The 18,492-nt window shown below is 56.8% G+C and carries 15 protein-coding genes and 3 pseudogenes; 11 read left to right on the forward strand and 7 right to left on the reverse strand.

Going from position 1 to position 18,492, the window contains the following annotated elements; genetic code table 11:
• Window position 1: 1 nt before the first annotated feature.
• The 3 genes from AACY50_RS10075 to AACY50_RS10085 are packed head-to-tail and all read right to left on the reverse strand — an operon-like array spanning window position 2 to window position 3,643.
• A complete protein-coding gene (locus tag AACY50_RS10075; RefSeq protein WP_339538517.1) occupies window positions 2-1,162 on the reverse strand; it encodes an NAD/NADP-dependent octopine/nopaline dehydrogenase family protein in 1,161 nt (386 codons plus the stop codon).
• 28 nt (window positions 1,163-1,190) lie between these two features.
• On the reverse strand, window positions 1,191-2,234 hold the full coding sequence (locus AACY50_RS10080; RefSeq protein WP_339507733.1) for a PLP-dependent cysteine synthase family protein: 1,044 nt from the start codon (window positions 2,232-2,234) through the stop codon (window positions 1,191-1,193).
• Between the two features lie 14 nt (window positions 2,235-2,248).
• Window positions 2,249-3,643, reverse strand: coding sequence for a Y4yA family PLP-dependent enzyme (locus AACY50_RS10085; RefSeq protein WP_339538518.1), 1,395 nt, complete (start codon window positions 3,641-3,643; stop codon window positions 2,249-2,251).
• A 613-nt stretch (window positions 3,644-4,256) separates the two neighbouring features.
• On the opposite strand from AACY50_RS10085, the gene AACY50_RS10090 reads away from it, so the two are divergent.
• The 5 genes and pseudogenes from AACY50_RS10090 to AACY50_RS10115 all read left to right on the forward strand — a co-directional run.
• Entirely contained in the window at window positions 4,257-5,147 is an 891-nt protein-coding gene (locus tag AACY50_RS10090; RefSeq protein WP_339507731.1) for an HpcH/HpaI aldolase/citrate lyase family protein, read from the forward strand.
• A 25-nt stretch (window positions 5,148-5,172) separates the two neighbouring features.
• Complete coding sequence (locus AACY50_RS10095) at window positions 5,173-5,574, forward strand: ParB N-terminal domain-containing protein (protein WP_220558655.1); 402 nt, start codon at window positions 5,173-5,175, stop codon at window positions 5,572-5,574.
• A gap of 109 nt (window positions 5,575-5,683) precedes the next feature.
• The gene (locus tag AACY50_RS10100; protein WP_339538519.1) at window positions 5,684-7,900 is read left to right on the forward strand and encodes a TonB-dependent receptor; all 2,217 of its coding nucleotides are present in this window, start codon (window positions 5,684-5,686) and stop codon (window positions 7,898-7,900) included.
• 70 nt (window positions 7,901-7,970) lie between these two features.
• Window positions 7,971-8,345 (forward strand): fe2+ zn2+ uptake regulation protein, encoded by a 375-nt coding sequence (locus tag AACY50_RS10105; RefSeq protein WP_339507729.1) that lies wholly within the window; start codon window positions 7,971-7,973, stop codon window positions 8,343-8,345.
• 954 nt (window positions 8,346-9,299) lie between these two features.
• Window positions 9,300-9,677, forward strand: a pseudogene (locus AACY50_RS10115) (methyl-accepting chemotaxis protein); the annotation flags it as partial.
• Between the two features lie 285 nt (window positions 9,678-9,962).
• Here the strand turns inward: AACY50_RS10115 and AACY50_RS10120 are convergent.
• The 3 genes and pseudogenes from AACY50_RS10120 to AACY50_RS10130 form a co-directional block, all read right to left on the reverse strand.
• Window positions 9,963-10,151 (reverse strand): annotated as a pseudogene (locus AACY50_RS10120) (IS5/IS1182 family transposase); the annotation flags it as partial.
• Between the two features lie 198 nt (window positions 10,152-10,349).
• Window positions 10,350-11,264, reverse strand: a complete 915-nt coding sequence (locus AACY50_RS10125; protein ID WP_339538520.1) for a carbohydrate kinase family protein — start codon at window positions 11,262-11,264, stop codon at window positions 10,350-10,352.
• A 61-nt stretch (window positions 11,265-11,325) separates the two neighbouring features.
• Entirely contained in the window at window positions 11,326-12,276 is a 951-nt protein-coding gene (locus tag AACY50_RS10130; protein WP_339482018.1) for an AraC family transcriptional regulator, read from the reverse strand.
• A 291-nt stretch (window positions 12,277-12,567) separates the two neighbouring features.
• Between AACY50_RS10130 and AACY50_RS10135 the strand changes: the two genes are divergently transcribed.
• Genes AACY50_RS10135 through AACY50_RS10155 form a run of 5 tightly spaced genes read left to right on the forward strand, consistent with a single transcriptional unit; the run spans window position 12,568 to window position 17,694 of the window.
• A complete protein-coding gene (locus AACY50_RS10135; RefSeq protein ID WP_339538521.1) occupies window positions 12,568-13,878 on the forward strand; it encodes an ABC transporter substrate-binding protein in 1,311 nt (436 codons plus the stop codon).
• Between the two features lie 59 nt (window positions 13,879-13,937).
• The gene (locus AACY50_RS10140; protein WP_339482020.1) at window positions 13,938-14,864 is read left to right on the forward strand and encodes a carbohydrate ABC transporter permease; all 927 of its coding nucleotides are present in this window, start codon (window positions 13,938-13,940) and stop codon (window positions 14,862-14,864) included.
• A 10-nt stretch (window positions 14,865-14,874) separates the two neighbouring features.
• Entirely contained in the window at window positions 14,875-15,708 is an 834-nt protein-coding gene (locus AACY50_RS10145) for a carbohydrate ABC transporter permease (protein ID WP_339482021.1), read from the forward strand.
• Window positions 15,709-15,765: 57 nt separating this feature from the next.
• Window positions 15,766-16,863 (forward strand): ABC transporter ATP-binding protein, encoded by a 1,098-nt coding sequence (locus tag AACY50_RS10150; protein WP_339538522.1) that lies wholly within the window; start codon window positions 15,766-15,768, stop codon window positions 16,861-16,863.
• A gap of 57 nt (window positions 16,864-16,920) precedes the next feature.
• Window positions 16,921-17,694: an L-iditol 2-dehydrogenase gene (locus AACY50_RS10155; RefSeq protein ID WP_013692788.1), complete on the forward strand. Its 774-nt coding sequence runs from the start codon at window positions 16,921-16,923 to the stop codon at window positions 17,692-17,694.
• Between the two features lie 90 nt (window positions 17,695-17,784).
• Here the strand turns inward: AACY50_RS10155 and AACY50_RS10160 are convergent, their stop codons facing one another.
• Window positions 17,785-18,378, reverse strand: coding sequence for an MBL fold metallo-hydrolase (locus tag AACY50_RS10160; RefSeq protein ID WP_339482053.1), 594 nt, complete (start codon window positions 18,376-18,378; stop codon window positions 17,785-17,787).
• On the opposite strand from AACY50_RS10160, the pseudogene AACY50_RS10165 reads away from it, so the two are divergent.
• A pseudogene (locus AACY50_RS10165) lies at window positions 18,273-18,492 on the forward strand (IS3 family transposase); the annotation flags it as partial. The gene AACY50_RS10160 and the pseudogene AACY50_RS10165 overlap by 106 nt on opposite strands.

Consider the following 18,492-nt stretch of genomic DNA (forward strand, 5'->3'; position numbering starts at 1 on the left):
ATCAAGCGGCGGCGCTTGTCGTGTGCGGCCATTGGCTCGGGAAATAGTCGAGTGCCGAGTCGCGCAGGCCTTCCATGTAGGCCACGCTCCACTGCAAGACTTCTTCGATATAAGGCACCTTGAGGTCGAAGCGTTTGGCCATTTCCACCAGCAGCACCAGGCCGTAGGCGACGTCTTCGTTGAAGGCGCGACTCTCGCGCTCGATCACGTAACCGGCGCGGTTGTCCGCGGCCGGTACCATCGGTGCGAGGATGTCGTTGTAAGCCTGATTGGTGCGCAGGATCGAGAGCATGCTGCTCGGGTCGCGGATCTGCTCGCCGTATGCCTCAACGATTTCCTGTTTCAGCGATTTCACCGAGGACAGGTCGATGCCCAGACGCTGGCTGATTACCGCACACAGTTCCTGGCTTTCCTGATCCATGCGTTCAAGGAAATAGGCGCCGAGTTCCGGGCATTCGGTCCACCAGCACATGCGCTGCGGGAAAATCTTGCGATGCCACTGGCCGTAGGGGCCGATCAGGCCGTAGATCACCGAGCTGTGCATGATCGGGTTGCCCGGCGTCAGGGTGATTTCCAGAAAGTGGTCAAGCATCGTCACGCACGGGCCGTACAGTCGCGTGAGTATTTTTTCCAATTGGCGGCGCGCGGTTTGTGGCTCCCGGGCGTGGGTTGCCACGTACAACTGGCTTTTGCCGCCGCCCATTTTGATCGAACGTCCCGGGGTCAATTCGAACGCCGTGTGCGGAACATCCTTCATGCCCCAGATCACCACATTCGGCCGGTCGGGCAGGGTCGCTTCGGCCAGCCAGTCGAAACCGCAAAAACCGGGGATGGCGCCGATGAACACCGGTTTGCTGGTGGTCAGATGCGGCGCAATGTCTTTCAACGTTTGCGGACGGGCGTGGGCCGGCACGGTGATGATGACGATGTCGGCATCTTCCACCGCGGCTTTCGTGTCGCTGGTCACCCGATCCAGTCGGGCGCTCAGCGTCGAGCCATCCGGCAACAAGGCCTGCATCGGCGTATGACGGACGTGGTGTTCGATAACCTCCTGATTATGGGTGTGCATCGAAACCTGAACATTCGGCAGCTGCTTGAACAGGATGGCGTTGAGATGGCCGGTCCTGCCGCCACCACAGATGGCGACTTTCAATAGATTCATCGAGAGGCGTTCCTGTGTGAAGAGTGGGTCATGCGACGCTCAGTTGCAGCGGCGCGGAAACAGAGTCCAGCCAGTGGGTCTTGCCCAGCCAGGCGTCCAGTTGCGGGGCGATGCTCGGATCGATCAGATCGCGCTCCTGCAGCCATTGGTCGTCGAACACCGTGTGCAGGTATTTCTCGCCGCCGTCGGCAATCGGCACCACGACGTTGCCGGTCAGCACGCCTTTGTGGATCAGCTCCAGTGCCTTGAAGATCGCACCGCCGGTCGAGCCGCCTACCAGCAGGGCGAAGTTGCGCGCGATGTAGCGCGCGGTTTCGAACGCCTGCGAGTCGGTGACTTGCACGCCCAGATCGATGCAGCTGTAGTCGAGCACCAGCCCCACGGTGTCGCCGGCCGGCGTACCGGTGCCGGATTGGTAGTACGGGTAGCCGGGGTGACCGAAGACAATCGAACCGGCCGGTTCCACCGCGACGGTGACGGTGTCCGGGTTGTGCACTTTCAAGCCGCGTGCGATGCCGGTCATCGAACCGCCGGTGCCGACGCAACCGACGTAAGCGCCGACAAGACCTTCAGCCTGGACAATGGTTTCGCGGACGAAATCGCTGTAACCGCCGGCATTCGCCGCATTGTCGGACTGGTTCATGAACACCGCGCCGGGAATTTCGCTGGCCAGCTCGGCGGCCATCTGTTGCCGCTCGACCACCGCGACTTCATCTTCGCGATAAGTGCCTTTGACGAAACGAATGTCGGCGCCGAGGGCCTTCATCACGGCGATCTTGTCTTGTGCGGCGTGGTGATCGACCACGGCGATGAAATGCAGGCCGAACTCGACGGCGGCCATGGCCAGGCCAATCCCGGTATTGCCCGACGACGATTCGACAACGACACCGCCGGGTTTCAGGCGACCGGACTTGAGCGCCGCCAGCACCATGTTGCGCGCCATGCGGTCTTTGATACTGCCGCCGGGATTGTTCTTTTCAATCTTCAATAACAATCGCGCGTTGGTATCCGGAACATCGATGCCCAACATCGGTGTATTACCAATAAGGTCAGAGACTTTATTCAAGATCATTGCAATTGTTCCCTTTAGTAGTCAGGTGAAAACGCATATTTACCTTCCGTACAACAGGTCGCCGTCAACCGCCGGGGAAGGGGATGGCGATGAAACTCGTTTTCCAGCAAATCCATCTGGTAACCGGCGGTGTTGATATAAATCAATAAGTCACCGGTTTGCGGTGCCGTCGCAAAGTTGATCAGGCGGTGGGTAATGACGTCATCGTCCAGGCAACTATGGCCGGCGATATAAGCTTGAATCGGGATGTTCGGCTGTTGTTTGGTACCGACAAGTATCGGATCCATCAGATACTCCGAGGCAAACCAGGTTTCGCAAGCGCTGAAACTGCTGCCCTCAACGAAGATCACGGTTTTATTGTCAGCCAATTGTTTGCTGCGCGTGACGCGAAATATTGAAATGGCAGCTTGATCGACCAGGCTCCGGCCCGGCTCGAGTGCGAGGGTTATATTCTGAGTCTTCAAGTAATTGGCAATGGACAAACCGTGCGAATGCTCGGTTTCGAGCAATAACGTCAGCCATTGTGTAGCGGTCAGTTCACTGCCGTAAGGATAATAAGTGGCGGGAACGTTCTGATTGTAATAGTGGCTGGCGTTATTGTCGTTCTGCAGGAATTGAGCGTAGGCCTGCGGTTCGACATAACGAATCGGCAAGCCGCCACCGATGTCGATCATCTGCGGATTCAAGCCCATTTCCCTGGCAGCTTCGATAAAACCGCTGACCTCGCGAAAGGCCTGCGCGCGGGATTCGAATCCATAGCCGCCGAGGTGAAAATGGAAACCTTCAAAGTGAAAACGCTCAGGTTGTTCTGTCAACCGTTGCAGGCATTGCAGCAGGTCTTGCGAGCCCATTCCGAATCGGCTCTTCGGACTGCTTTGCGGTCTGTAACGCAGTAAAACTCTGGTTTTTGTCGAACCTGACTGTGTTGGGAACACACTATGCATGTGGTCGAATTCCTCCAGCGAATCCACACAAATCAATGAACCGGCGCTGATCAGCGCTTGATGGAAAACGGCTGTTTTGGCTGGTCCTGTGGCGCAGATTTTTGTGCCCGACACACCTGCGCGCAGGGCAGCATTCAACTCGTGAATGCTCGACACATCGACGCCGATCCCCGAATTCGCTGCAGCGCCGAGCATGCTTTGCGACTTGTTGGCCTTGGCCCCGTAGAAAATGGCGTGGGGCACTTGGTATTGCTTCAACACGTTCAGCAGCGCTTGCGTGTTTAATTCAAACGCATGGGGCCAGACCAGATTTAACGGCGAGCCCTGTTGTTCCAGTAATTCCGTCAGTTTGTTCGGGAACTTGTTGATAAGCGTGGAAATAACTGGGTCGATCAGCGGCGTTAACATCGCCGGGTGATGAACTTTATATGGCTGCTCAACAGCAGATTTATTTGTTGTAGGCATAGTTAACCCCTGGCGTCGAAAGTTACGTCGCCATTGATAGTTCGATCACCGATCGTTATCGATGCAGGTCGTTTTTTTGCTCGTCAGCGTCGAGGCTTTAAACAACTGGGAGGCGGATGCCAAGTGAGGTCCGCTATTGGATCTGTAGCTCTGATCGTAATAAATGGTTCACAAAACAATTGCATGAGAACCCCATTCCATAAGGTTTGTCCGGATGTATTGAATGGCCATTAGTTGCAGATCATTGCCCTGTAGCAGCCTGTAGCTGATGTTTAAGTGACATCACTGACAGGTACTTTTCCAGATACAGATGACTTGCTTTTAAACGAGAATAGTTCCTTTTGGTGGCGTGAACAATATTGCGAACAGGAACGATTATCAAGTAAGGTTTTCAAATATTTTTCAATAACGACCTGCTCAGGGCGAATCCATGAACGTGTATTTACACGCTCAAGGACTCGTTCGCCCCGAGATAAAAAAGTCCGTTAATTCCTTGAGCAATAAAGCCTTAAGGGCTTTTGCGATAAGCCCCGTAACAGCAGGCAAACCCGCCGTTGAAGGGGCCTGAAAATTTTCACAAACCACGACTGGTTCACGTCAAAGGAGCAACGCCATGCAATCCGATCGACTCAGCCGCAAAGCGCCACTCGCGATCAGCTACCTGTTCGTGCCGGGTAACCGTTCCGAGCGTTTTTCCAAAGCCTGCGAAGCAGGGCCGGACGCGATCATTCTCGACCTTGAGGATGCCGTTCATCCGGACAGCAAAGCCGCCGCCCGTGACGCCATCCAGGCGTGGCAGGAGAAAACGCCGAGCGTTGCTTGTGAGCGTTACATTCGCCTCAACAGCGTCAGCAGTTCGCTGTTTCGCCAGGACCTGAGCTGGCTCAGCGACATGCGTTACCCCGAGCGTTGCAGCGGGATTTTCCTGCCCAAGGCCGAATGTCCCGAGACGCTGGCGCGGGCGGTCGAGCGCTTGCTGGAGTGGCAACCGACGCTGGCGATCGTCGCGATCATCGAGACCGCCAAAGGCCTGCAGCAGGTCGAGTCGATCGCTGCGATTGCGGGCGTGGCGCGGCTGGCGTTTGGCTCGCTGGATTTCTCGCTCGATATCAATTGCAGCCAGGTGCCCGAGGCGTTTCTGTTTGCCCGCAACCGCATCGTGCTGGCGTCGCGCACGGCGGATCTGCCGTTACCGATCGATGGCGTGACGCCGGCAATCAGCGATTTGGCGGTGGTTGCCCAAGACTCGCAATACGCCCGTTCGCTGGGCTTCGGCGCCAAGCTGTGCATTCATCCCGGGCAACTGGCGACGGTGCAGTCCGCCTTCCTGCCGGACTCGCGTCAATTGGCGTGGGCCGATCGGGTGATGCGGGCGGTGGCCACGGGCAGTCACGCGGTGCAAGTGGACGGCGAGATGGTCGACTTGCCGCTGATCGAACACGCCCAGCGCCTGCTCGATGTGGCCAGTCAGCATGCGCCGGTTGCCCGCGCCGATGCCTGCTGAATCCCCGGCGAATCAGGAGATCACCATGGATCACGGTTATCAGATTGCGCTGCGGCCACTGTGCGAGGTGTTGCAGTCGGAGCAGGTCGATCCGGCCAACGTGACGCTGCTGCGCGAGTCGATTGTCCGCGCCGGGCATTGGCTGGAACCGATCATCGTCGAGCGTTCGCGCGGCATCGTGATGGACGGCAATCACCGTTTCACCGCTGCGTTGCAGTTGGGCTTGAGACGGGTGCCGTGCATCCAGCTCGACTACTCCGATCCGCGCGTCTGTGTGCGGCATTGGCAGACCGGGCAGGCGTTCGAGGTGGCGCGGATTTTCACCACCATCGCTCGCGGCGAGATTTTTCCGTACAAGACCACCCGGCACGCGTTTGACCCCGCGCTGCCGCTGGTCGCGATTCCGCTGGAGCGCCTCTACGCCTGACCCTGATCGGGCGACGGAAAAAAACTTTACTGCGGGTGATACTTTTTCGCAGATCGACTGGCAATAGGAGTGATTACCATTTTCCCTCGATGAAAAGGATCCTCACGTCATGCCTGTTGTCAGTCGTCCTTGCGGTGAGCGGGTGTTAAAACTCGCCGTGCGTACCGCCATGCTGAATTTCGTTTTGGTCGCAGGAAGCGCCAACGCTTGGGCCGCCAGCCCCGAGCAACCAGGCGTTGCCGCCGACCCGACTTCGAACGCAGCGCCGGACGCGCTGACCCTCGACACCACCAACGTCAACGCCCGTTACAACGGCGCGACTGCGTTACCGGAAGCCCTCGCTGGTGGTCAGGTGGCTCGCGGCGCACGGCTGGGCATGATGGGCAACAAAGACGTGATGGACACGCCTTTCAGCGTCACCAGTTACACCGCAAAAACCCTCGCCGATCTGCAAACCGTGACTGTCGCCGACGCCTTGGAGCGCGATCCTTCGGTGCGCTCGACCGGGCAGACTGGTGGTATCGTCGACTCGTTTTTCATCCGTGGCTTCCCGATTGGCGAAGGCAACCTTGGTGAGCTGGCGTTCGACGGCGTCTACGGTGTCGCGCCGAATTATCGGGTGTTCACCGACTACGCCGAGCGCGTCGAAGTGCTCAAGGGGCCGGGCGCGCTGATGTACGGCATCTCGCCGAACAGCGGCGTCGGCGGTGTGATCAACATCGTGCCCAAGCGGCCGCTGGATGAAGACCTGACCCGGTTCACCGGCAGCTATGCCTCGGATTCTCAAGTCGGTGGGCATCTGGACCTGAGTCGTCGCTTCGGTTCGGAAAACCAGTTCGGCGTGCGTTTCAACGGCAACCTGCAGGGTGGTGATACGGCGATTGACGATCAACACCGCGAGCTCGGAGTCGGCGCCATCGCTCTGGATTATCGCGGCGAGCGTTTGCGCTTGAACCTCGATTACATCAGCCAGAAAGAAAGCTGGGAGGGCGCTTCGCGGCCCTTCACCGTTGCGCCGGGCGTTGATGTGCCGTCTGCGCCGAACGGCCGCACCAATCACTCGCAAGACTGGGGCTGGTCCGACACCAAAGAGCAGTCGGCGTTGCTCGGCGGTGAATATGACCTGACCGACAACGTCACCGTGTTCGCCCATGCCGGTGGCGGCAAGTCCGACGTCAAGCGCCTGTCCGACCAGGTGCCGAGAATCCTCAACGACGCCGGTGATACCAGCAACATTCCCGGCTACTACAAATTCAACGTTGATCGCTCGACGGCAGACGTCGGTATGCGTGGTGTGTTTGCCACTGGCCCGATCACTCACACCACCACGGTGATGGCGACCCGGTATCAGGATGAACTGTCACGCGGCATCAACAACGGCACGGCCATCCTGTCGAATATCTACCACCCGATCGACAGGCCGCAGCAGTACATCAACTCGCCAAAAGTGTTGCGCGTGTCCGAATCGGAGCTGTCCGGCGTGGCATTGACCGACACGATGTCGATGCTCGATGACCGCTTCCAGTTGACCCTTGGGGTACGGCGTCAGGACATCGAATCGCGTAACTACAACGCCGCCGGTGCGGTCAGCTCGAAATATAAGGACAACGCCACGACCCCGCTGGTCGGCGTGGTGGTCAAGCCCTGGGAAGACGTTTCGCTCTACTACAATTACGTAGAAGGTTTGAGCAAGGGTGACATCGCCCCGGGCACGGCGGCCAACGCTGGCGAGACCTTCGCGCCGTACGAGTCGAAGCAACATGAGGTCGGCGTCAAATACGAACACGGCACGTTCATGACCACGCTGGCGTTGTTCCAGATCGAGAAACCCAGTGGCGAAGTCGGTGCCGACAACGTGTTCTCGGTGCAGGCCGAGCAGCGCAACCGTGGTGTCGAGTTGAGCATGTTCGGCGAAGTGGTACCGGGCACTCGCCTGATGGGCGGCGTGACCGTGCTCGACGGCAAACTGACCGATTCGGCGACTCAGGCCAACCGTGGCAACAAACCGGTCGGCGTACCGGATGTGCAAGCCAACGTATGGGCCGAATGGGATACGCCATGGCTGGAGGGCTTCACCCTCACTGGCGGCGCAATCTACACCGACAGCCAGTACGTCAACCAGGCCAATACGCAGGAACTGGGCTCCTGGACCCGCTTCGATGCCGGCGCGCGTTATGCCACCAAAATTGAAGGCCGGCCGACGACGTTTCGGGCCACCGTTCAGAACGTGTTTGATCGTGAGTACTGGTCGGGCGTTGCTTCGTACGGCACATTCTCCCCGGGTTATCCGCGAACCTTGCAGCTGTCGGCCACAGTCGACTTCTGACGAATACGGGAAGGGTTGCTACGGCAGACGTAGCAACCCGATCTGAACATTTCGGAAAGAGAATATTCGCATGCTGGACAAGCAGGGATTTACCTCCACTGACAGGTGTCGTCCGTTTCAGGCCACGACCAATCAACTCGCACTCGAATTTGATTACAGTACGAACCGCCATATCCGCGAGATGCTGTGTGTTTACGGACTGCGTACCAGTCTCTTTCGTTTGAAGGTGATCAATGCATTAGTCTTGGCTACGCAGGAGGAACGTTTGATCGGTGTGCGGGGCGTGCATGCTTATATAAAAGCGTCTTCTTCCGAACTGACGATTGTCAGTGTGCGGGAAGTACTCAAGCGTCTTGCCGAGGTGGGTGTGATCGCTTTTCAGTCGGACAGAAGTTACCGATTTACCACCGATGCGTGGGACATGCTAAAACCACATCTTGGATAAGCAGCACCGCGAGCTCGGCCGTCAGTCGCCGTTTCAACCAGAATGAAACGCACAGTCCGCTCTGGTTCATGTCATCCGAAAAGCTCAAAACGATCCGGGACCCGATACGATTGGCAATTGCCATCGACGATGGACAAACCTGGCCCGGAACGAGCCTCACTGGTGGTTTTCTGGCTGCGATAAATCGGATCGAAGACCAACGGGTGAGCCTGTGGGCTGCACCTGCGAATGGCGATCTCTCGCCGACCCTGAGCTCGCCATGCGACAGAGTGCCCAGTCAGTTGTCGGTACCAGTTCCTACAGGGGTGCGGAAATGAACTAAGAGATGCGAAAACGATTCAGTAGGTGAAATCTGGTGAAGATCCGCTACTCAGTAGAGCTGAGTTTTACGTAGGAACGTGATTTTCCACACGATTCAGGCAGATGCGCCAATCCAAATCGTGTTTGCACAGCCTCGGCCGGTTCCTGCCTGTCGTCGTTGGCTGAAAGTACTCCAACTTTCATGTGATGGGCGCGTCTCCGTTGCCGCATACGCAGGAAAAGACGTCATCGACTCGGTTGATGGGTGCTCGTAGGTCGAGGGCAGTACGGCACCGAGTCGATCGCCGACCTGGTTTCCACGTCAAAAAGTACGCGCTTGAGATTGAAATCTTTGCGTTGAACAAAAGGCTCAGGGCTCAGATTTCGCGTAGTTGCGCATAAAAAAGGCGTTTTCAGCGTAGTGGAGTAGAGCCTACATTCTATTGCTAATGATCAAAACAGTTGGTGCGATGCTGGTTTGCGAGCAGTAGCGTATGACTTTTCCGAAAAAGGGCTGTTGGACTTCAGGCTGGGGGCATCCTTTTCAAACCATCCAAAGCGTGCCCTCAGATGTGCCCCCAATGTAGTAATCGACTGGAAGTGAATGGAGCTCCATGGTTTGTGGAAAGGCAGAAATGATCAGCTAAACAGCCTGCCCCCAGGACAGCCGACTCCACCGGCGAGATCGACAGCTTGCTGGGCAATCTCGCCCGCCGCACCCTGGAAGTCACGCAGCAGATGCAAGGCAGCCTGCAGGTGTCCCACGCCAGTGTGGAACGCATCCAGCAGGCGCGTGACAGCTTCGACAAGATCCGTGGCTCGGTGGACTCGATCCGCGACCAGAACACCCAGATCGCTAAAGCCGCCGAAGAGCAGCACCAGGTGGCCGAAGAGATTAATCGGCACATCGCGCAGATTCATGCCGATGCCCAACTGGTCGAAGGCTTTGCCCAATCCTCACAGACTGGCTCGGGTCGATTGACAGAAATTTCTGGTCAGCTCAAAGGCCTGGTGGGTCGCTTCAAATATTAGTATCCCTACCCGAGTGAAGCGGTGAACTTTCATCGTTTTCACTCGGCCAGTCTATCGAATGGTCGAAGCGATTCTCGGCAATACGTACTTGGTGTTCGTCTAAAGACTGTCAGGGTCGCCGAAAAACATTTTGACTAGGCTCTAGAATAACATTTTCAGGCAGAAAAATTTCAAATGTGCCCCCAATGTTGCCCCCACTTGAACCGGGTGTGCGAGCGATCGCGACTGGCGATTTTCTGGCAGAGATCCAGTTGGATTCGGATGGCTCTCAGTGGATCTCCATATTAGGTTGGATTGTTTGACCTCTGTTTTGTCCCGCATCGGCACGTGAGGTTCGATGTCCTTTTCCTCCACCATCCAGGCCAACATCGGCGCTGTACCGTACTCGGTATCGCCGATGAGGCGTTACGGCTTGATGTCGAACTGCGCTTCAACCCGATCGATCATCGTCTTGGTGCTCTCGATGTTGGCGCTGATGCGATTTTGACCCACGCCGCCGGAAGTCATTGACCCATTCGAATACTCAGCAAGCGATGACCTTGCGTGGGATTTCAGAGGCTGCACATGGGTCAGATAAAATCAGTAACCTGGGTCTAAATCGCATCAGCGCCAACAATTCAGTGCTTCTTGAGTCCCGCCTTCCTGACAAAATGGCGGTACGTAATGCGAATTTCAGCGCTGATGTTGCATGCGGTTTGATAGCAAATCCTCAACCTCTTCACGACTAGGCGCGTAAGCCCCGACATGCGAGCAAGACACTGACGCACAAGCAGCGGAAAACTCCAATCGTGCATGGGGCTCTAGGATGCCTAACAACGTCGAGGCCAGCCATCCGGCCATACTCGAATCGCCGGCACCTACCGTATCAGCGACCTCAACGGCGATCGCGGGCTGTTCAAACTTCACGTCGGCAGCATACAACGCCATACCTTTCGCTCCACGGGTGAAAAGAATCTGCGCACTAGCATTCATCGTCCGCAACGTTTGAAGCGCCTGTTCTTCGTTCAATCCAGGGTATATCTGGCGAAGATCCTCATCCGAGAGCTTGATGATGTCTGCAAGCTCCACCATGGCCGGGAAAGTCAGCTCGCGGTAGCGGGTGTCCATCAGGTTGCGCCAGTTCGGGTCATAGCTAATCAGCTTGTCTTCTTCCTTCACCCTCCTGGCCACCTCAACAAGCCTGTCCCCCAATGGCTGACGGGCAAGGCTGATACAGCTGAAGTGACAGAGTCGAGCCGCATCCAACCAACCTGCCGGGAGTTGGTCCACATCAAAAAGTAGATCGGCCTCGCCCGCAAAGAAATACCGGGGAGGGTGGCTGGAGGGCACGATTGCTACCAGAGGGTCAGCGTCAACTCTCTGGAGGAATCTCATGTCCAGACCGGCAATCTTCGATTGCTGTGCGAGCTCATCACCCAGTGAGTCGGTACTGATCGAGCCGGCGAAGGCAGTGGGCACGCCCAGGCGACTCATTGCGCGGGCCACGTTCCAGGGCGCGCCACCTGGATAGCCTTGCCACCGTCCGGGTGAATGTTGAACCACGTCGGTCAGTGCTTCACCAAACACAACAACGCTCGGCAATTGCATATTCATCCTCTCTTGTATCGGGCTGGGGACACGATCGTGCGTCACATCGTTAGACGCTGTCTCACCGCACCTGCGCGATCGGTAGCGATGGGTGAAGACCGTCTCGGTTGAAGAGCTTCATGGCGGTAGTACGCCGGTAGTCGCTCGGGGTCTGATGCATTTCATGACGGAAGTGGCGATTGAAATTGGAGACGTTTTCGTAGCCAACCTCGAAGCAGATTTCGGCGACCGAGAGCTGTGTCTGGACGAGTAGCCGACATGCACGCTGGATGCGCAGCTTGCGCATCAGGTCCATGAATCCGTGGCCAGTGATTCGTTTGAAGAAGCGTGAAAAACCGGCCTCGCTCATCCCTACTCGCTCGGCGATGACAGATAGCCGGACGTCAGATGTGAGCTCATTGATCAGGTAGTCGAATGCCTGATTAATTCGCTCCGAGCTGCGTTCGTTCAAGGACGGTGAGTAGCAGGCGCTGGCCAATACCCGAATTTCGAGCTTTGGCGCCCTTGCGAGGGTGTGTATCAGTTGCAGGAATATGATCAGGCGCTGAAGCCCCGTCGCCTTGCCGATTCCCTCAAGCAGCAAAGCGGCCTCCACGGCCGTCCCCCCAGTAAACTCGATCCCACGTTGTGCCAGCTCAAACAGCGTTTTCAGCTCCGATAGCTCAGGCAATGAGCCTCGGAGGTCGAGTAGGGCGGCGCCATCAAACTGCAGAACCACGTCGCGGCCTACGAGCTGTTCTCCCGGCGCGATATCTCCCATCCAATCATGGGGAAGACCTGGGCCAATCAGTGCGACATGTCCTGCGGTGAAGGGGCCGATGTAATCCCCGGCCAAGAGCTTGCCACTTCCTTGCCGAATCAGGTGGATTTCATATTCAGGATGGTGGTTCCAGCGGGCGAGGGAGTATGGATAGTCGTGCTCGTACCATCGAAAGCTCTGATCGGGTTCAGGAAGGATGACCTCAAGGTCGGCTGGTCGGTGCTCGAACAAAGCAGCGCGGTTATCAGGCATCTCGTGCCCCTTTTATAGTTGTTCTATGGATCGAATGCGCTAACCATACGCCGATCTCGCTCAGGACTGGTAGTTCATCTATTGCAGCTAAGTGATACTTTTTTGATTTCGTTTAGGGGAGGGTGCAGCGATCAAAAAAGTATCAATTCGGCGTCCTGGATTCGTTTGAGAGCGGGTCGGGTAGGTGATTTAATCAACTCGCCCACCACTGCGATGCGATCTTGATTTGCCCACCAGTGGTGAACAACAACAATAATAGCTCCGGTCATCTGGCTTGGAGTGGAGAGCCCCATGAAGATTACGAATGCGCTAATTCTTTCTACTGGTCTGTCATTCGCCCTTGCCAGCCATGCCGCTGAGACGCTGACCATCGCGACGGTCAACAACGGTGACATGATCCGAATGCAACGGCTATCCAAGGTCTTCGAGCAGCAGCATCCCGACATCAAACTGAACTGGGTCGTGCTCGAAGAGAACGTTCTGCGTCAGCGCCTGACCACTGACATTGCCACTCAAGGTGGTCAGTTCGACGTGTTGACCATTGGCACCTACGAGACCCCGATGTGGGGTGCCAAGAACTGGCTAGAGCCGATGAAGGACCTCCCGGCCGGCTACGACGTCGACGATATCTTTCCTGCCGTACGCCAGGGCCTTTCCGTTAACGATACGCTCTACGCACTGCCGTTCTACGGCGAAAGCACCATCACGTACTACCGCACCGATCTGTTCAAGGCAGCAGGATTGACGATGCCGGCACAGCCGACCTGGTCGCAACTGGGCGAGTTCGCTGCCAAGCTCAATGATCCTTCGAAAGATCAATATGGCATGTGCTTGCGTGGCAAAGCTGGCTGGGGCGAAAACATGGCCTTGCTTACCACGATGGCCAACGCCTTCGGGGCGCGCTGGTTCGATGAGAAATGGCAGCCTGAACTCAATGGTCCTGAGTGGAAGGCAGCAGCGACGTTTTATGTTGATACCCTGAAGAAATACGGTCCTCCGGGAATATCCAGTAACGGGTTCAACGAAACACTGGCCCTTTTCAACAGTGGAAAATGTGCGATTTGGGTTGATGCAAGCGTGGCTGGATCTTTCACCACCGATAAGGAGCAGAGCCGGGTGGTAGACAGCGTAGGTTTCGCGCCTGCGCCTATCGAGGTTACCGACAAGGGGTCCTCGTGGTTATATGCCTGGTCATTGGCAATTCCTGCCACCTCCAAGCACAAAGAGGCCGCCAAATCCTTCGTCACCTGGGCCACCTCCAAAGAGTACATCCAGCTAGTTACCGATAAGGATGGCATCACGAACGTGCCACCCGGAACACGCATCTCGACCTACAGTGACGCCTACCTCAAGGCCGCGCCGTTTGCTCAGGTAACGTTGCAAATGATGAAGCACGCTGACCCGTCGCAGCCTTCAGCCAAGCCCGTTCCGTACGTGGGCATTCAATACGTGGTGATCCCCGAGTTTCAGTCGATCGGTACATCTGTAGGCAAGCTTTTCTCCGCAGCATTGACAGGACAAATGTCGGTTGAGCAAGCGCTGGCTTCTGCCCAGTCCACAACCGAGCGCGAGATGAAGCGTGCGGGCTATCCCAAAAAATAAATAGCCCCTTACCTCCGCCGGCTTAGCGCCGGCGGTCACAGCCGCACAGGTAAATAATCATGAACACGTCCACTATTCGAGCCCAGCTTGCGGCCTCGGCGCCATCACGCGCCCGCCGTTTGATCAATCCAGGATGGTTTCTGGTGTCGCCATCGGTTGCACTTTTGTTGCTCTGGATGATCGTGCCGCTGGCCATGACCGTTTATTTTTCGGTGATCCGTTACAACCTGCTCAATCCAGGGGAAAACGAGTTCGTTGGCCTGGAGAACTTTGCCTATTTCGTGACAGATTCGGGTTTTCTTCCCGGAGCGCTTAACACGTTGATACTGGTGGGCAGCGTGCTGCTGATCAGCGTGATTTTTGGTGTCTTGATTGCAGCCTTGCTTGAGGCAAGCGAGTTCTTTGGACGCGGCATCGTCAGGGTGCTGCTCATTTCGCCTTTTTTTATCATGCCTACAGTGGGTTCGCTGATCTTCAAGAATCTGATCTTCCACCCTGTCTCCGGGATCCTCGCGGCGGTATGGAAGTTCTTCGGGGCACAGCCCATCGATTGGCTAGCTCATTACCCACTCTTCTCGATCATCGTCATCGTTTCCTGGCAGTGGCTGCCTTTTGCGATCTTGTTGCTGATGACAGCCATGCAGTCGCTCGATCAAGAGCAGAAAGAGGCCGCTCGATTGGATGGGGCGGGTGCCCTGGCCATCTTCTGGCATTTGACCCTGCCACATTTGGCCAGGCCCATCGCGGTGGTGGTGATGATCGAGACGATTTTCCTGCTGTCGGTATTTGCAGAAATCTTCACCACGACAAATGGCGGACCTGGGTTCGCTTCGACCAACCTCGCCTATCTGATCTACAACCAGGCACTGGTGCAGTTCGATGTGGGCATGGCCTCGGCCGGTGGTCTGATTGCGGTGGTGATCGCTAACATCGCGGCGATTGTGCTGGTGCGCATGATTGGCAAGAACCTGACCGACAAAGCCTGAGGACAACGCCATGATGACGCTTAAACAATCCCGGTCTCTACAAAGCGTACTGCTCGGCACCTTGGCCTGGGTCACCGCTTTGCTGTTGTTCTTTCCGATCTTTTGGATGGTGCTTACCAGTTTCAAGACCGAGATCGATGCCTTCGCTACGCCGCCACAGTTCATCTTCATGCCTACGCTGGAGAATTACTTGCACATCCAGGAGCGCAGTGACTACTTCCACTTTGCGTGGAACTCGGTGCTGATTTCCTTCTCCGCTACAGCGTTGTGCATGCTGATCGCGGTGCCGGCGGCCTACTCGATGGCGTTCTATGAGACCAAGCGCACCAAGCAGACGCTGCTTTGGATGCTATCGACCAAGATGCTTCCTCCAGTTGGGGTGCTCATGCCTATCTACCTTCTGGCGAAGGGGGCGGGGTTGCTGGACACCCGGATCGCGATGATCGTGATCTACACCCTGATCAACCTGCCCATCGTGGTGTGGATGATTTACACGTACTTCAAAGACATTCCCCGGGAGATTCTGGAGGCGGCCAGGCTGGACGGGGCGACCCTGGGACAGGAGATGCTGCGCGTGCTGCTGCCCATCAGCAAGGGTGGACTGGCGTCGACCATGCTGCTGTCGATGATCCTGTGCTGGAACGAGGCCTTCTGGTCGCTCAACCTGACGAGCTCCAGCGCCGCACCTCTGACCGCGCTGATTGCTTCCTACTCGAGCCCTGAGGGTCTGTTTTGGGCGAAGCTTTCCGCAGTTTCCACATTGGCCTGCGCACCTATCTTGATCTTCGGCTGGATCAGTCAGAAGCAATTGGTTCGTGGGCTGTCCTTTGGCGCCGTCAAATGACGACGTCGAGCATTCAATGATTTCGCGAAGGCTCCAATTTCTTACAGGACTTTACGCATGGCCACTTTGAAAATAGAAAATCTCAAGAAAGGTTTCGAGGGACTGTCCATCATCAAGGGCATCGATCTCGAGGTTAAGGACAAGGAATTTGTGGTGTTTGTAGGGCCGTCGGGGTGTGGCAAGTCGACCCTGTTGCGCCTGATTGCAGGTTTGGAAGACGTCACGAGCGGCACGATCGAGCTCGATGGCCGAGACATCACTGAGGTGACTCCCGCCAAGCGAGACCTGGCCATGGTATTCCAAACCTATGCTCTGTATCCGCACATGACGGTACGCAAGAATTTGTCATTTGCCTTGGATCTGGCCGGTGAGAAGAAGCCGGATGTGGAAAGGAAGGTCGCCGAGGCCGCAAGGATTCTCGAGCTTGGTTCTCTGCTCGACCGCAAGCCTAAGCAGTTGTCAGGTGGTCAGCGCCAACGGGTCGCGATTGGTCGTGCGATTGTCCGAAACCCGAAGATTTTCCTTTTCGATGAGCCACTGTCGAACCTTGATGCTGCGCTGCGTGTACAGACGCGCTTGGAGCTGTCCCGACTGCATAAGGAGCTGCAGGCGACCATGATCTACGTGACCCATGACCAGGTCGAAGCCATGACGCTCGCCACCAAGGTCGTTGTGCTTAACGCAGGGCGGATCGAGCAGATTGGTTCGCCGCTCGAGCTCTACCATCACCCTGCCAACCTGTTCGTTGCCGGCTTCCTTGGGACACCAAAAATGGGGTTCTTGCAGGCGACTGTGTATGCCGTGCGTGCGTCGGGGGTTGAGGTTAGATTCGCCTCTGGAACCACTTTGCTCATTCCACGCGACAGCAGTGCGTTGTCGGTCGGGCAATCCGTGACGATCGGGATACGGCCGGAGCATTTGACCCTGGGCGCTGAAGGCCAAGTGCCGGTCACGATGGATGTCACCGAGCGCCTGGGCAGCGATACCTTCTGCCACGTGAATGTCGATTCAGGAGAAAGCCTGACGGTACGTGTCCAGGGGGATTGCGAAGTGCCGTACGCCGCCCGGCGTTATCTCACCCTCGATGTCGCTCATTGCCATCTATTTGATGAGAGCGGTCTTTCGGTAAGCCCTGCGGCATCACGCGCGGCCTGACTTCCATCAGGCGCGCTCTTTCGATGAAGCGCGCCACGAACCACAAAGGTAGATTCAATGAAACGTCTCGAAGGTAAAAGCGCTTTGATCACGGGTTCCGCACGCGGTATTGGCCGCTCGTTTGCCCAGGCCTATATCGGTGAAGGCGCTACGGTCGCTATCGCCGACATCAATTTGGAAAGAGCTCAAGCGACGGCTTCCGAGCTTGGGCCGCAAGCTTACGCGGTGGAGATGGACGTTACCCGCCAGGCGTCCATTGATGCAGCAATCGCCGAGGTCGTTGCCCACGCAGGAAAGCTGGACATCCTTGTGAACAACGCGGCGTTGTTCGATCTTGCACCGATCACTGAGATCACTCGGGAAAGCTACGACAAGCTTTTTGCAATCAACGTCAGCGGGACGCTGTTCACGCTTCAGGCAGCGGCGAAGCAGATGATCAGTCAGGGGCATGGCGGGAAGATCATCAACATGGCCAGCCAGGCGGGTCGCCGCGGTGAGGCGCTGGTAGGCGTCTACTGCGCCACCAAGGCGGCGGTCATCAGCCTTACGCAGTCTGCTGGCCTCAACCTCATCAAGCACAAAATCAATGTCAATGCGATCGCCCCGGGGGTTGTCGATGGCGAACACTGGGACGGTGTCGACGCGCTCTTCGCCAAACACGAGAACCGACCTCTAGGTGAGAAGAAGCGGCTCGTCGGCCTTGAAGTTCCATATGGGAGAATGGGGACGGCAGAGGATCTGGTAGGAATGGCTATTTTCCTGGCGGGCTCGGAGAGCGATTACATCGTCGCACAAACGTACAACGTTGATGGCGGGAACTGGATGAGCTGAGTACAGAAGGGTGTTCGGGTGACAGGAGAGCGGCATATATCCGATCACCCGGCGGTTCGATTCAGCTTCCTCGCGATCACACTGCCCGATTCATGAGAGCCTGGCTGCCTGCGCGGCCTGTTCCGGATTCATGTGGACGTTCGCCCAGCGCGGATCGTACCGACCGGCATCAATGGCGACATAGTCGAACGGACCCAGTCGCTGGCCGATCTCGGTAAAGTGCGGGCCATAACCCGAGTCGCCACTGAAAAACAACCGCTGCTCAGGAGACACAAGTGCAAAGCCGACCCACAGCGACTGATCGCGGGTAAAGGTGCGTCCAGAGTAGTGTCGAGCTGTGGTGACGTGGACTCTGACGTTCGGTGTCAGCGCGATGACTTCGTTCCAGTCGGCTTCGCGTACGGCTCCCATGTCGTAACCCCAACGCTCAAAATGCGCGCCTACACCCAACCCCACGATAACCTTTCTGACTTTGGACTGAAGCGCCAGAACGGTTGGATAGTCCAAGTGATCGTAATGATCGTGGCTGATCAACAAAGCGTCGATCTCGGGTATGTCATCGGCCGTGTAGAGGCTGGTGGGTAGCCAGCCCGACCGGGTACAGCGGCGATGATATTCGCGACTTGATGCTGGAAAGCGTGGAGAAGCGTTTTGGTGATCAACTGCCCGCCACGCCGGTGCAATGGCTAAGCGACAACGGATCGGCGTACACCGCCGGACAGACACGCTTGTTTGCTCTACAGATCGGCTTACAGCCGGTGACCACCCCGGTACGCAGCCCGCAGAGCAACGGCATGG

The sequence above is a fragment of the Pseudomonas sp. RA_15y_Pfl2_54 genome, assembly GCF_963971015.1.
In the GTDB taxonomy this organism is placed as follows: domain Bacteria; phylum Pseudomonadota; class Gammaproteobacteria; order Pseudomonadales; family Pseudomonadaceae; genus Aquipseudomonas; species Aquipseudomonas baetica_A.